This is a genomic window from Halobacterium sp. BOL4-2 (assembly GCF_016917835.2).
Lineage (GTDB): Archaea > Halobacteriota > Halobacteria > Halobacteriales > Halobacteriaceae > Halobacterium > Halobacterium salinarum.
Genome location: NZ_CP070332.2, coordinates 979,411 through 992,951 on the forward strand (window position 1 = coordinate 979,411; position 13,541 = coordinate 992,951).

The 13,541-nt window shown below is 70.7% G+C and carries 14 protein-coding genes; 6 read left to right on the forward strand and 8 right to left on the reverse strand.

Annotated elements, in window-relative coordinates; translation table 11 throughout:
• Positions 1-42 precede the first annotated feature (42 nt).
• The 4 genes from JRZ79_RS18440 to JRZ79_RS18455 all read right to left on the reverse strand — a co-directional run bounded on the left by JRZ79_RS18440 (position 43) and on the right by JRZ79_RS18455 (position 3,570).
• On the reverse strand, positions 43-1,455 hold the full coding sequence (locus JRZ79_RS18440) for a class II fumarate hydratase (protein ID WP_010902984.1): 1,413 nt from the start codon (positions 1,453-1,455) through the stop codon (positions 43-45).
• Between the two features lie 204 nt (positions 1,456-1,659).
• Positions 1,660-1,908, reverse strand: coding sequence for a BolA/IbaG family iron-sulfur metabolism protein (locus JRZ79_RS18445; RefSeq protein WP_205252750.1), 249 nt, complete (start codon positions 1,906-1,908; stop codon positions 1,660-1,662).
• A gap of 48 nt (positions 1,909-1,956) precedes the next feature.
• Positions 1,957-2,940: a flap endonuclease-1 gene (gene fen / locus JRZ79_RS18450; protein WP_010902986.1), complete on the reverse strand. Its 984-nt coding sequence runs from the start codon at positions 2,938-2,940 to the stop codon at positions 1,957-1,959.
• Between the two features lie 48 nt (positions 2,941-2,988).
• Complete coding sequence (locus JRZ79_RS18455) at positions 2,989-3,570, reverse strand: GNAT family N-acetyltransferase (RefSeq protein ID WP_205252751.1); 582 nt, start codon at positions 3,568-3,570, stop codon at positions 2,989-2,991.
• An 89-nt stretch (positions 3,571-3,659) separates the two neighbouring features.
• Here JRZ79_RS18455 and JRZ79_RS18460 point away from each other — a divergent pair, with 89 nt between their 5' ends.
• Both JRZ79_RS18460 and JRZ79_RS18465 read left to right on the forward strand, forming a co-directional pair.
• Positions 3,660-4,061, forward strand: coding sequence for a DUF3054 domain-containing protein (locus JRZ79_RS18460; protein WP_010902988.1), 402 nt, complete (start codon positions 3,660-3,662; stop codon positions 4,059-4,061).
• A 71-nt stretch (positions 4,062-4,132) separates the two neighbouring features.
• Positions 4,133-5,131: an ornithine cyclodeaminase family protein gene (locus JRZ79_RS18465; protein WP_346347534.1), complete on the forward strand. Its 999-nt coding sequence runs from the start codon at positions 4,133-4,135 to the stop codon at positions 5,129-5,131.
• Here JRZ79_RS18465 and JRZ79_RS18470 read toward each other — a convergent pair whose 3' ends face one another.
• From JRZ79_RS18470 to JRZ79_RS18485, 4 genes are read right to left on the reverse strand one after another with little or no spacing between them, the layout of a single operon-like run.
• Positions 5,132-6,088, reverse strand: a complete 957-nt coding sequence (locus JRZ79_RS18470) for a presenilin family intramembrane aspartyl protease PSH (RefSeq protein ID WP_205251921.1) — start codon at positions 6,086-6,088, stop codon at positions 5,132-5,134.
• Positions 6,089-6,143: 55 nt separating this feature from the next.
• Positions 6,144-6,371 carry an H/ACA ribonucleoprotein complex subunit GAR1 gene (locus JRZ79_RS18475; protein ID WP_010902991.1) on the reverse strand — a complete coding sequence of 76 codons (228 nt, stop codon included), beginning with the start codon at positions 6,369-6,371 and terminating at the stop codon, positions 6,144-6,146.
• The gene (gene srp19, locus JRZ79_RS18480) at positions 6,371-6,649 is read right to left on the reverse strand and encodes a signal recognition particle subunit SRP19 (protein ID WP_205251858.1); all 279 of its coding nucleotides are present in this window, start codon (positions 6,647-6,649) and stop codon (positions 6,371-6,373) included. The genes JRZ79_RS18475 and srp19 overlap by 1 nt, the downstream gene beginning before the upstream one ends.
• A gap of 39 nt (positions 6,650-6,688) precedes the next feature.
• Positions 6,689-7,798, reverse strand: coding sequence for a PGF-CTERM-anchored ABC transporter substrate-binding protein (locus JRZ79_RS18485; RefSeq protein WP_205251922.1), 1,110 nt, complete (start codon positions 7,796-7,798; stop codon positions 6,689-6,691).
• Positions 7,799-7,857: 59 nt separating this feature from the next.
• On the opposite strand from JRZ79_RS18485, the gene btuC reads away from it, so the two are divergent.
• From btuC to JRZ79_RS18505, 4 genes are all read left to right on the forward strand, one after another.
• Entirely contained in the window at positions 7,858-8,967 is a 1,110-nt protein-coding gene (gene btuC / locus JRZ79_RS18490; RefSeq protein WP_010902994.1) for a vitamin B12 ABC transporter permease BtuC, read from the forward strand.
• Positions 8,964-10,160, forward strand: coding sequence for a heme ABC transporter ATP-binding protein (locus JRZ79_RS18495; RefSeq protein WP_136361471.1), 1,197 nt, complete (start codon positions 8,964-8,966; stop codon positions 10,158-10,160). Before btuC ends, JRZ79_RS18495 begins: the two co-directional genes overlap by 4 nt.
• A gap of 49 nt (positions 10,161-10,209) precedes the next feature.
• Positions 10,210-11,640, forward strand: a complete 1,431-nt coding sequence (locus JRZ79_RS18500) for a hypothetical protein (RefSeq protein WP_205251923.1) — start codon at positions 10,210-10,212, stop codon at positions 11,638-11,640.
• Between the two features lie 136 nt (positions 11,641-11,776).
• Complete coding sequence (locus tag JRZ79_RS18505) at positions 11,777-13,540, forward strand: PAS domain S-box protein (protein WP_231546366.1); 1,764 nt, start codon at positions 11,777-11,779, stop codon at positions 13,538-13,540.
• Position 13,541 lies beyond the last annotated feature (1 nt).

The following is a 13,541-nucleotide window of genomic DNA, read 5'->3' on the forward strand; positions in this document are numbered from 1 at the left end:
GCCGTGTCAGGCCTCCCGACACAAGAAGGTGGCCGGCGCCCGCTACGTGTCGTCGCCGGAGAGGATGCCCCGGTGGGTCATCCCCTCGGGGTCGAGCACGTCAGCGGCCTCCGCCTCCGAGAGGTATCCCTTCTCGACGACGACCTCCGTGACGGTTTTCCCCTCCTTCAGCGCGGCCTTCGCGACCTCGCTGGCCTTGTCGTAGCCGATCGTGGGGTTGAGCGCGGTCGCCAGCGCCATCGAGCGCTCGACCTGCGCCTCGCAGGCGGCCTCGTTGGCTTCGAGCTTGGCGACGAACTTCTCGCCGAAGGCAGCGCTCGCGTTGGCGAGCATGTCCGCGGACTGCAGGAAGTTGTGCGCCAGCACGGGCTTGTAGAGGTTCAAGTCGATCTGCCCCTCCGCGGCCCCCGCGGCGATGGCGGCGTCGTTGCCCACGACCTGCTTGTGGACCTGGTTGACCGCCTCCGCCACCACGGGGTTGATCTTCCCGGGCATGATCGAGGAGCCGGGCTGGTTCTCGGGCTGCTCGATCTCCCCCAGCCCGTTGCGGGGGCCGGAGGCAAGCAGCCGGAGGTCGTTGGCGATCTTGTTCAGCGACCCCGCGACCGTGCGCAGCGCGCCGTGGGCCTCGTTCATGGCGTCGTGGGCGGCCTGCGCCTCGAAGTGGTTGTCCGCCTCACGGAACGTAACGCCGGTCTCCTCGCTGATGTAGCCGGCCGCCGTCTCCGGGAACTCGGGGTGGGTGTTCAGCCCGGTGCCGACGGCGGTGCCGCCGAGCGCGAGCTCCGAGAGGCGCGGGGCAACGGCCTCGATGCGGTCGATGCCCTTCTCGACTTGGGTGCGGTAGCCGCCGAACTCCTGGCCCAACCGCACCGGCGTGGCGTCCTGCAAGTGCGTGCGCCCGGTCTTCACGACGCCGTCGAACGCGTCCGCTTTGTCGTCGAGTTCCGCCGCCAGCGTCTCCAGGCCGGGTTTGACGTCGTTGACGAGCGCGTCGAGGCTCGCCACGTGCATCGCGGTCGGGATCACGTCGTTGCTGGACTGGCCGTAGTTCACGTGGTCGTTGGGATGCACGACCCGATCCCCGATCTCCTCGCCGAGGAGCTCCGCGGCGCGGTTCGCGATGACCTCGTTGGCGTTCATGTTCGAGGACGTCCCGGACCCGGTCTGGAAGACGTCGACCGGGAACTGGTCGTCGTGCTCGCCGGCGATGACCTCGTCGGCGGCCGCGACGATGGCGTCGGCGCGCTCGTCGTCAACGAGGCCGAGGTCGCGGTTCGCCTGCGCGGCGGCCTTCTTGACGACGCCGAGCGCGCGCACGAACCGCCGCCCGAACGCGATCCCCGAGATCGGGAAGTTCTCGATCGCGCGCTGGGTCTGTGCCCCCCAGTAGGCGTCAGCGGGCACCTGCATCTCGCCGAGGCTGTCCTGCTCCGTGCGGTAATCCTCGCTCATACGTGGGCGGTCTCCCGGCGGCGCGTAAAAGCCATCGGAACCAGTCGCCGTGGTTGAACGCACGCCCTGACGGACCGACCCGAATCGGCGGCGTGTATGCACGCCCCAGACGGCACGCGCGGCGGCTTGCAGTTCCCGGCCAAGTGGGCTGGCGACGGTCGGCCGCGACCCCGCGGCCCGCCGGCTACCGAGCGCCCGCGTGGCTCATGCGTCGCGGTCGCTGTGTGGGCGTGTCGTGAGCTCCAGCGCGTGGATCTCAGTCGTCATGGCGTCGCCGAGCGCGTCGTACACCATGTCGTGTTGGTCGACCAGCGACACGCCCTCGAAGGCCGGGGAGACAACGACGGCTTCGAGGTGGTCGTCGTCATGGGGGCCACGCGCCCGCGACACGGTGGCGCTGCAGTCCGCCTCGAACCCGGCTTCGATCCGCGCTTCGATGTCGGCGAGATCCATGCCTGTGCGTGAGCGCGCGGTCGGTAAACACTCCCGGATCAGCGCCGGTCACGTCCACCGGTCGAGGCCGGTCTGTGCGGCCGCGGCGTCGATGCGCTCGAACCCCCGGGCGACCGCGTCGGCGTCGACCTCCCACTCGTCGGTGACGAACGCGCGGGCCGCGTCGATGGCCGGTGACACGTCGGGGTCGATCACGTAGTCGTCGGTCACGTCGGGGTTCAAGAACAGCTCCCGGATGCGGTCGCCGTGGGCGACGTGCTCGCCTTCGGCCGCCAGCACGTCCCAGAGGTCGCCGTGCTCGCCGATCGCGTCCAGGGCCGTTGTCGGTCCGAACCCGTCGATCCCGGGGTTGAAATCCGTCCCACAGAGGATCCCGACGTCGACGAGTTGCTCCCACGTCAGGTCGTGTTCGGCGAGCGTCGCGTCGAAGTCCATCAGCTCCGGGTGGCCGGAGCTCGTGAGCTGGCGCAGCGTCACCGGCGACCCAAGCAGCAGGCAGTCGTAGTCGTCGCTGCCCGCGTAGTCGACGGCGTCGTCCGTCCGCGTCATGTATGCGGCCTGTGCTTCGCCCTCCGCGGGGGCTTCGACTTGCGGGATGTCCAACAGGTCGAACAGCTCCCGGGTGGTCTCGTGGATGGTGGGCGTGAGTCGCTGCGTGCGCGCGTCCAGGCGCGCCGCCTCGGCGGCGTCGCCCGCCTCGCGGGCGTCGTCGAGCTGTTCCTCGTAGCGCTCGCGTTGCTCGCGGCGGTCGGCGATCTCGTCGTCTTTGAGCTCGGTGACCCCGCCATCCCAGACGAACACGGGCGTGAGGCCGTGTTCGAAGAACTTCGGCAGGCCCTGCACCGCGCCGACGAGGTTCGCCACTTCGGTGCCGTCGCTGGTGGTGTAGACGTCCGCGCCGGTCCACTGGACGGTCGTGGTGAGGTACTTGTACAGCCAGTTGTGGGCGTCGACGGCCACCACACTCCCTTCGAGGTCCGCGAAGGGAGTCTCCTCGATGGCCGCGAGCTGCCGGAGGTCCGCGTTCCCCATCACGCCCAGTTCGGGTGCCCGCGGTTTAACCGTTGAGCTGTGGCGGCGTTACCACTCGACTCGTGCTGGCGGCGACGCCCCACGTGTGCGGTCGAGAAACGCCGCCTCCTCGGGCGAGAGGTCGCGCTCCCGGTACCGGTCGAGGCCGTCCTGGTAGCCGGCCGCTCGGTGCTCGCAGGGGCGTTCCAGCACGAGCTCGGCGATGCCCGTCTCCTGGCCCGTGAATCCGAAGCCGGCCTTGTGAAGCGCCTCGTACGCGAAGGGGTTGTTGACGGCGATGCGCACGCACTCGTGGTCGCCCAGCAGGTGGGCGGCGGCGAACGCGCAGAGCCGCGCACCGATGCCCGCCCCGCGGCGGTCGCCGCGCACGGTCACGTACCGCAGCCACGCCGCGTGGGCGTCCGTGCGGTCTTCGTTGAACGAGACGGCACCCACAACGTCGTCGACGGGGTCGTCAGCCGCCCGCGCGTCGGGCGGCCAGTCGTCGCCGCGCTCGGCGAGGGGCGCGCCCTCGTAGGCGACCGCCTTCCCCGTGTTCGACATCACGAACTTGCCGGCGTAACTGAACGCCTCCCAATCCAACAGCAGCGTCGGCCCGTCGTGGTGATCCCCCAGGACCGCGTAGCGCACGCTCGGCCGTTACGCCGGCAGGCCAAAAGACTGCGTGGTTGCCCCTCGAAACCGGGACATCCTTCCCCCACGAGGTGGAACCCGCGGATATGACGCTCACTGACGTCGACGGTCGCGCCGTCGCACGGTTCCTCCCGGGGGACGTGGTTGTGATCCTGGTGGTGATCCTGGCCGGCACGCTCCGCCACGGCACGTTCACGCCCCAGGAATACGCCGGCGTCCTGTTGCCGTTCCTCATCGGGTGGCTGGCCGCGGCCCCCCTCGTCGGCGCGTACAGCGCCAGCACCGTAGCATCCAACCGGCGCGCCATCGTGCTCGCGGCGGGCACCTGGTTGGCCGCGGACCTCATCGGTCAGCTCATCCGCAACACCGCCGCGTTCCCCGGGAACGCTGACCCGACGTTCTTCCTCGTGATGTTCGCCACCGTCACGGCCGGCCTCGCGATCGCCCGGTTCATCACGCTCGTCGTCGTTGATCTCCGGGGGTCGTAATCCGGGCATCGCCAGCCCGGAGTCCCGCCGCCTCCTCAATCCTTTTCGTGGCTTCGGACGAATCAACAAGCGTGACAGCGACGATGTTCCTTTCGGCTGACGAGATCGCAGGACTGGCCACACCCGCCGACTACGTCGACGCGGTGCGCAGCGGCTACCGACAGCGCGGCGAAGGCGCGCCCGCCGAACCCCGCACCGCGCTCCTCCGCGAGGACCCCGCGGGCATGTTCACGGATTACTCCGCGCTCCTCCCGGACGACGGTGTCATGGGCGGGTACACGTACAGCGCCGGGTTCGGCTCCGGCGACGCCTGGTTCATGACGCCGCTGTACGACGCCGACTCCGGCGCGCCGCTGGCGCTGCTCGACGGCGCGTCGATGAACCCCCTCAAGACCGGGGCGGCCGGCGCGGTCGGCGTCGACGAACTCGCCCGGGCGGACGCCAGCGAGCTGGCGGTCATCGGCAGCAGCGCACAGGCCCACGGCCAAGTGCAGGCAACGGCCGCCGTCCGCGACCTGGACACGATCCACGTGTACTCGCCGACCCCCGAGAGCCGCGAGTCGTTCGCCGCCGACCTCGACGCCGACCTCGACGCGTCGGTGTCGGCCGTCGAGTCGAGCGCGGCCGCGGTCACGGGCGCTGACATCGTCATCACCGCCACCAGCGCCAGCGAGCCGGTGTTCGACAGCGACAACCTGGACGCCGGCACGCACGTGACCGCGATGGGCCAATACCACCCCGAGAAGCGCGAACTGGACACGGCTGCCATCGAGCGTGCGACCTACGTCCCGGACCTGCGCGGGCGCACCACGCAGGACGCGGGGTCGTTCATCGCGGCCGTCGACGCCGGCGTCGTGGACAGCGACCACATCCACGCCGAGCTCGGTGACGTCGTCGCCGGGACGGCACCCGGCCGCCAGAGCGCCGACGAGATCACCGTGTTCGACAGCGGCGGCACGGGCATCGAGACGGTGGCGGCCGCGAACATGCTGTACGAGCGCGCCGTCGAGCAGGACTTGGGCTCGGAGCTCGACTTCGCGCCCGCCAGCGAAGCGCTGTACGGCGAGTAACTACAGGTAGGCAGCCACGCCGAGCGCGTCGAGGATCGGAATGCCGGCGGCGACCGCGCCGACGAGGTAGCCCGCGATCGCGCCGCCGTTCAACAGCGGCAGACCGGCGTGGGCGCGGCCCGCGAACACCATCCGCATCAGAACCAGCAGCCCCACCAGGGTGCCCGCCATCGCGGTCAGCGGTGCCAACTCGATCCCGGCGACGACCGGCGGCGTGTCCAGGAAGAACGCCGCGCTGGCCACCATGATCGACGGCATCACGGCGTCACCGAGGCCGATGAAGTACGCGGGCCGGTCGGCGGGCGCTGCCGCCTCGCGTTCGCCCGCCTCGGCTTCGTCGGCCGTCTCGGCGGCGTCCTCGACGAACGAGTACGCCAGCGTCGTCGGAACGACCAACACGATCGGCAGCCGCAGCTCCATGACCCCGGAGGCCAGCGTGAGCATGTGCTCGGTGCCGTAGACGCTGATCGCGTCGTACACCGCCAGCACGGTCAACAGCACGATCGCGGGGAGCACGCCGAAGCTGATCCCGAACAGGGCGGCCGCGCCCATCCCCATGATCGCGCCCGCGGCGTCGATGACCCACCACTCGGGGTACGCGTACAGCGCCCCCACGAGCGCCAGGGCCGGACCCCACACCGCGAGGTTCACGCCCGCAACCACGACTGCGGGGATCGCCACGGCGAAGACGTACGACGCGACCAGGCCGCTGGTCACCAGGACGACCCCCCGGAGGATCCATTGTTTGTCGTACTTGATGACCAGCAGAATGCCGCCGGTCGCAACCAGCAGGAACGCCACGTAGACGACGCTATTGAGCGGGTTCTGTGGGTTCTCCGTGGACTGCAGGCCCGCGCTCTGGAAGGGCTCAACCAGCGCGAGCGCGCCCACTTGCACGACGACGAACAGCGCGACGACGCCGGCGAGCACGGCGGCAACACGCGTCGAATCGTTCATGCTCCGAGTGTGTGCGCGCCCCCCGTTTTGCAGCTTCGGTCTGTCGGGTGGCGGCCTACCGCTTGTAGAGGGTGTCCCCGACGAGCCCCGGCAGGTGAACGCCGTCGTCCGGTGACACCGCCAGGTAGGGGCGTTCAACCGGCCCGAACACGTCGACGACGCGGCCAACGGTGTCCAGTTGTTGGTCGACGAGCATCGCGCCGATCGGCGGGTGGGCGTCCGCGTCAGTGCGCACGACCGCGATGGTGCCCGCGGTCCGCGTGACGCTGCCGGCGCGCTCCATCAGTCCCGGAGCGCGCCGACGTACGCGGCGACGGCCTGGACGAGCGTGTTCTTCGCGTCGTCGGCGTCCTTCACCAGGACGCGGCCCGCAGCGTCCCAGTGCCGCCGTGGGTACGCCACGTCGCGCTCGACGACGGCGTCGTAGCCGACCTGCTGGACGGCGGTCGCGATCTCGTCGACGGACGGCTCCTCGACGGCAAGCTCCATGGGGACGCGGCGGCCGTCGCGGCGGGACAGCGCCGCGTCGAAGTACGCGGGCCAGATGACGTTCTCAACCATACGCGTCGCTACCGGGCGGAGGAATGAAACGGTGTCGGCCTACCGGCGTGCGACGAGCGCAGCGCCCGCCAGCGCGCACACCGCGGCTGCGACCCCGAATCCGGGTGCCGTGCCGTCCGCTGCGTCGGTGGGCGGCGCCGTCGACGTCGCCGTCGTGGTCGCCGACGGCTGTGCGTCGAGCGTCGTGTTGATGGTGGTGTTGTGGAACGCGTTCGCCATCCGCGCCATCGGCTCCACGATCCGCGGCGCGGGCTGGTTGATGTGGTTGGTGTTCACCGCAACCACGTTGCCGGTGGCGTACGCGGTGGTGTTCCGGACGACCGACGACGGCGCAACGAGCGCGGACGCCGTGGCGTCGAGGCGGTCCGCGGAGACGCCGGTCACCACGACGTCGGGGTCTTGGGAGACGATGACCTCCTCGGAGAGCTGTGGGTACGGTGAGGTGGTGTTCACGTCGGCGGCGATGTTGTGGCCGCCGGCCGCCTCGATGGCCGCGCCGATGAACGTGTTCGGGCCGGCGGTGTAGCCGTCACCGAGGTGGTAGTAGACGCGGGGCCGCGCGGAATCGGTGTCCGGCACGGCGTCCGCGATGGCGGCGACGCGGTCCCGCATCTCGGCGGTGGTGGCGTCGGCCGCCGCGCAGTTGCCCGTGAGCCGGCCGATGGTGGCGGTCTTTTCGACGACGCCGTCGATGCTCGTGGCGGCCCGGAACTGGAAGACGGTGATGCCGGCCGACCGGAGCCGCGTGACCGTGGTGTTGCGGACGGTGTTCGGCGCAAGCACCAGATCCGGGTCGAGGCCGACGACCGCCTCGACGTTCGTCTGCGAGGGTTGGCCGCCGGAGACGACCGTGCGCTGGCTGGCCGTGGGCAGATACGTGCCGAACTGGGAGACGCCCACGACGGCGTCGCGGTCGCCGAGCTCCCACATGGTTTGTGCTGCACTGGGGTTCAGCGTGACGACGCGCTCGGGCTCGCTGTCGAGTGTGATCGCGGTGTTGCTGGCGTCGGGTTCGGTGACCGGAAACGAGCACGCTCGGTCGGCGTCGGCGTGCTGTGCTGGCGGCTGTGGCGCGAACGCGCCCGCCGGAGCGGTCATCGTCACGGCGAGCGCCACGATCACGAGGGTGGCGAAGCGGCCCCGATGCATACACCACCGGTCTCGCGACCACAATAAATATTTGACTACCGAAAGTACGCTTGGGTTCAATGCGTGAGGCGTCCGCGAGAGCGGTGGCGTGGTCGGCGGCTGCCGGGGTGTTGCTCGTCGCGGTGCTGCTCGTGAGCGCCACGATCGGCCCGGAACCGATCACGCTGCGCACCGTTGCGATGGCCGCACTCACCGAGCTTGCGGTGCCGGTTGGCGCGTCCGTCACGATGCACACGCACGCCGTACCCGTCGTCAGCGGTGGGCTGCCGTGGCCGGCGCTCACCATCGCCTACGCCGCCCCGCTGCAGTTCGGCGTTCCGGAGACCGCCCAGGTGATCGTCGGCACGATCCGGCTGCCGCGGATCGTGCTCGGGGCAACCGTCGGGGCGTCGCTCGCGATCTCGGGCGCGGTGCTGCAGGGGTTCTTCCGGAACCCCATGGCCGACCCGTCGATCGTCGGCGTCTCCAGCGGGGCCGCCGTGGGTGCTGTCGCCGCCATCACCCTCCCGTCGGTCGTCGTCATCGGCGTGCAGCCCGCGGCCTTCGCGGGCGCGCTGATCGCGGCGTTCACCGTGTACGCCATCGCCACCAAGAACGGCCACACGCCGACCGCCACCCTCCTGCTGTCCGGCGTCGCCGTCCAGACCCTCCTGGGCGCGGTCACCTCCTTTCTGGTCGTCAACTCCGGCCGCGAGATCCGGCCCGCGATGTACTGGCTGATGGGCACCCTCCACGGCAGCCGCTGGCACGACGTCGAGGCCGCGCTCCCCGTCGTGGTGGTGGGCAGCGCCGTCCTGCTGGCGTACGCCAGGGAGATGAACGTGTTGCTGGCCGGCGAGGAGGACGCCCACACGCTGGGCGTCGACGTGGACCGAACGAAACGCCTGTTGCTCGCGGTCGCCAGCGTGGTCACCGCGGCCGCCGTCTCGTTCGCCGGCGCGATCGGGTTCGTGGGCCTCATCGTCCCCCACGCGGTCCGCCTCGTTGTCGGCCCCGATCACCGCGTGTTGCTGCCCGTGAGCGCGCTCACTGGGGGAGCGTTCCTCGTTGCCGCCGATACCGTGGCGCGCGCAACCGCCACCGAACCACCGGTGGGCATCATCACCGCCCTGATCGGCGCGCCGTTCTTCCTGTACCTGCTGCGCGACCGTGAGGTGCGCGCGCTGTGACCCTCGACGTTACCGGCCTCGACGTGGAGTTGGCCGGCACCCGCATTCTCGACGACGTCCACGCGTCCATCCGGGACGGCCACCTGGTCGGCGTCGTGGGGCCCAACGGCGCGGGCAAGTCGACGCTGCTGCGCGCGATGAACGGCCTCATCACGCCGACCGCCGGGACGGTGCTGGTCGCGGGCGACGACGTCCACGCGCTGTCCTCGGCGGCCGCCAGCCGCCGCATCGCGACCGTCCCCCAGGACGCCAGCGTCTCGTTCGAGTTCACCGTGCGACAGGTCGTCGAGATGGGACGCCACCCCCACACGACGCGGTTCGGGACCGACACCGACACGGCGGTCGTCGACCGCGCGATGGCGCGGACGGGCGTCGCGCAGTTCGCCGCCCGCGACGTGACCTCGCTGTCCGGCGGCGAGCGCCAACGCGTGTTGCTGGCGCGCGCGCTCGCCCAGGCGGCACCCGTCCTTCTGCTGGACGAACCAACCGCAAGCCTGGACGTCAACCACCAGATCCGGACGCTGGAGGTGGTTCGTGACCTCGCCGACAGCGAGGACCGCGCTGTGGTCGCCGCGATCCACGACCTCGATCTGGCGGCGCGATACTGCGACGAGCTGGTGGTGGTGGCTGACGGGCGCGTGCACGACGCCGGCGCGCCCCGCAGCGTGCTCACGCCCGACACCATCCGGGCGGCCTTCGACGCCAGGGTTGCCGTCGGCACGGACCCCGCGACGGGCGCAGTGACGGTGACCCCGCTTCCCGACCGCACGTCCGCGGCCGCCGACACCAGCGTGCACGTCGTCGGCGGCGGCGACAGTGCCACACCGGTCGTCCGCCGCCTCGTCTCCGCCGGCGCTTCCGTGAGCGTCGGCCCCGTCGTCGAGGGGGACACCGACCACGAAACCGCACGCCGCGTTGGCTGTCCGTGTACCAGCGTCGCGCCGTTCACTCGCCTCGAAGACACGACCGCCGCGTCGGCGACCCGCGCCGACATCGCGGCCGCCGACGGTGTCGCGGTGCCGGTTGCCGCCGCGGCCCGGCCCGGCGTTCGGGGCCTGCTGACCGACGCCGTCCCGACGCTTGCCGTCGGCGACGCGGCGGGTGCTCCCGAGTGGGCCGACAGGCTCGTGGCCTGCGACGCTGTCGTGTCCGCAGTCGGTGCACTTGCCGACACACCGTCGGACGGCGTGTAGGCGGTCACGGCCGGACAAGCTATGAGTATTGGGAACGTATTACGTGGACATGGATCGCACGGCAGCCATCAGGCTGGCCGGCATCACCGTCGTGGTGACGGCCGCGGTGGTCGCCAGTCAGCCGGCAGTGTTCGAGCACACGGCCGACCGGGGTGCAGACAGAACGCCGCCCGCGACGGCCAACGGCGCCCCAACACCCCACTCGGAGACGATCCACAAATCCGTCGTGCTCTCCAAGACGCCGGACGAACCCGGCCGCATCGACGCCACAGTCACCTACGACATCCCCGACTCCGTGACCGAACTCTCGGTGTCCCCGCCGAACCGCACGACACGCGTGTCAGCCAGTGGATTCGACCCGAGCACCGATGGCTACGAGTGGACCGGCCGGCAGGACGCACCAACGCTTCGCATAACGGTCACCGCCAACCAGAGCGCCGCCGCGCCGCCCAGCGACGAGCGCCACCAGGCCGGCGAGTACTCGTTCGTGGACGCCGGCGATTGGGCACTCGTCACGGTGCCCACGGTGCGGACCAGCTGGCGGTGGTCGGACGCCGACGACGTGTCCGTCTCGGTGTCGGAATCGGTCTCCGTCGACGGCCCCGGCGCGACTGGCGGCGAAATCGCCTACCTCGGTCCCGTCATCGAGCGCACGCGCACCGCTCACGGACAGACCATCACGCTCGTCACCCCCGAGCGCGCTGGCCTCGTGGAACCGCCGGCGGCGATCCTGGACACCGTCACCGCGGCCGCAGGCCGCCTCCAGGTCGGCGGGCGCGACGACCACGTCTGGCTCCTGGCAGCCCCACGAGCGCCGCTCCTCGGGCCGCGGGGCGTCGAGTACGGCGGCAGTGACGCCTGGGTGGGAGCCGACGAACGGCTCAACACCGCCACGAACGTCTGGCTGCACGAATACGTCCACACGCGCCAGGCGTACGACACGACCACCTCCGCCAGGTGGACCATCGAAGCCACCGCCCAGTACTACGCCGCGTTGCTGTCGCTGCGGCTCAACGCCACGACGAACGACGCGTTCCGACGAACGATCGCGAAAGGCGCCGACGAGCCGTGGCGCAGCGCCGTGCTGTCCACCCCGGAGACGTGGGCTGTCGGCGCGAACTACCGGAAGGGCGCGCTCGTCTGGGGCGCGCTCGACCGCCGCGTCCGCGGTGCCACGGACCGGACGGCGGACGGGCAAGCAGTCCTCCGGCGGCTGAACGACCGCGAACAGCCGGTGTCGAACGCGGACGTGGTGGCTGCCGTGGCGGCAGCCGGCGACGACGCCGCCGCGGCGGCCACGAAGCGGGACACGATATCCCCGACGGCCCCGTCGATGTGGCCCCCGACCGCTCGCCCCGCCCCGCTGGACTCGCCCGCCGGATCGACACCCATCGGCCAGCCCGCTCGCGGCCCGCTCCCGCCGTTGAACGGCGCGCTCGCTCCGGCAGCCACCACGACAGCCACGGCCCACCATCGGTGACCGTACACCTCCCGCCGATCACGCGTGGTGGTCGGCGCCGGCGCCACTTCTCACCCCGCGAAACGAACGCACGCCGTTTATGACACCCGACCTCCACAGTCGAACACGACACAGCTGCCCGGCGAGGTGCCCACCGATGACACACACCCCACCACACTCGTACGCCGACGTGCTCGCCGCCGTCACGGACCCCGTGGTTGTCGTCCAGCATGGAACCGTCACGTTCGCGAACCCGGCGTTCAGCGAGCTCACCGGCGTTGCCGACCCGGTCGGAGCGCCCATCAGATCGTTCGCCCCACAGGACACCGCCTCGGACCTCGATCGCTTCTGTGACGCGGTGGCGGCCGGCAACGCCACCCGGACGCACGCCCGGGTCGTGCTCGCCGGCGCGGACACCGACCGCCGGCTGGTCACCGTCGACGCCACACGCCTCAACGCTGCCCACCAGGACGCGCCCGCGACGGCGCTCGTGGTGGTCGCTGCGCCCGAATCCGGCATGGAATGGGCGCACCACGAGCGCATCCTCGACGCCCTCCCGGTGGGCTCGTTTCGCACCCGCCTCGGGGACGGAGTGCTCCTCGGCGTCAACGACGAGCTGGTGGCGTTCGCCGACGCCCCATCGAAGGCCGCGCTCCGCGGCCGCCCGGCCACGGAGTTCTACGCAACCCCGGCGGCGCGCGAGGAGATCGTCGCCACGCTGCGCGCCGACGGCGTCGTCACGGAGACCGAACTCGAACTCGAAACGCTGGCCGGCAACACCGTCTGGGGGACGCTCACGGCGGTCACGGTCACGCACGACGGCACCACCGTGGTCGATGGCGCCATCCGGGACGTGACCGAGCGCCGCCAACTCGAAACCGAGCTTCGCCAGCGCGCGCGGCGGTTCCGCCGCATGTTCAAACACCACTCCGCGCCGATGCTGCTGATCGACCCGGACTCGGGGGGCATCCAGAACGCCAACGACGCCGCCGCGGCGTTCTACGGCTACTCGGTCAGCGAACTCACGGGCATGACCGTGACCGACCTCAACACGCTGCCCAATGGGGCCCTCGACACCCACCGCGGCCAAGCCGAGGAGGGGGAGCGCAACCACTTCGTCTTCGAACACGAGCTGGCCGACGGCGAGCGCAGAACCGTCGAGATCCACTCCTCGCCGATCGAACTCGACACCGACACCGTGCTGTTCTCGATCGTGGTCGATGTCACCGAGCGCGCCGACTACGAGGCCCGCCTGGAGACGCAACGCGACAACCTCGACGTCCTCAATCAGGTGCTTCGCCACGACATCCGCAACGACCTCCAGCTCGTGCTCGCGTACGCCGACATGCTGGCCGGGGAACTCGACGGCGAACACGCCGACTACATCGAACGCGTCCTGGAGAGCGCCGACCACGCCGTCGAGCTGACGAAGACCGCCCGCGACATCGCGGACGTGATGCTCATCGACCCCGACGCCGACCACGTCATGTCACTGCGCGCGACGCTGGAGGCCGAGTTGGCCGAAGTACGGTCGTCGTTCCCCAGTGCGGCCGTGACCGTCGACGGCTCGATCCCGGACGTCACGGTCCACGGCAACAACATGCTCGACTCGGTGTTCCGCAACCTCCTGAAAAACGCCATTCAACACAACGACCAGGACAGCCCCGACGTCACTGTGTCGGCGGACTGCACCGACGACAACACGGCCACGATCCACGTCGCGGACAACGGCCCCGGCGTGCCCGACGCGCAGAAGGACGCCATCTTCGGCAAGGGCGAAACCGGACTGGACAGCGACGGCACCGGCATGGGGTTGTATCTGGTCGACACGCTCGTGGATTCCGTGGGCGGCCGTGTCACGGTGTCGGACAACGACCCCACCGGCGCGGTGTTCTCGGTGACGCTCCGCACGGGGCCGTAAC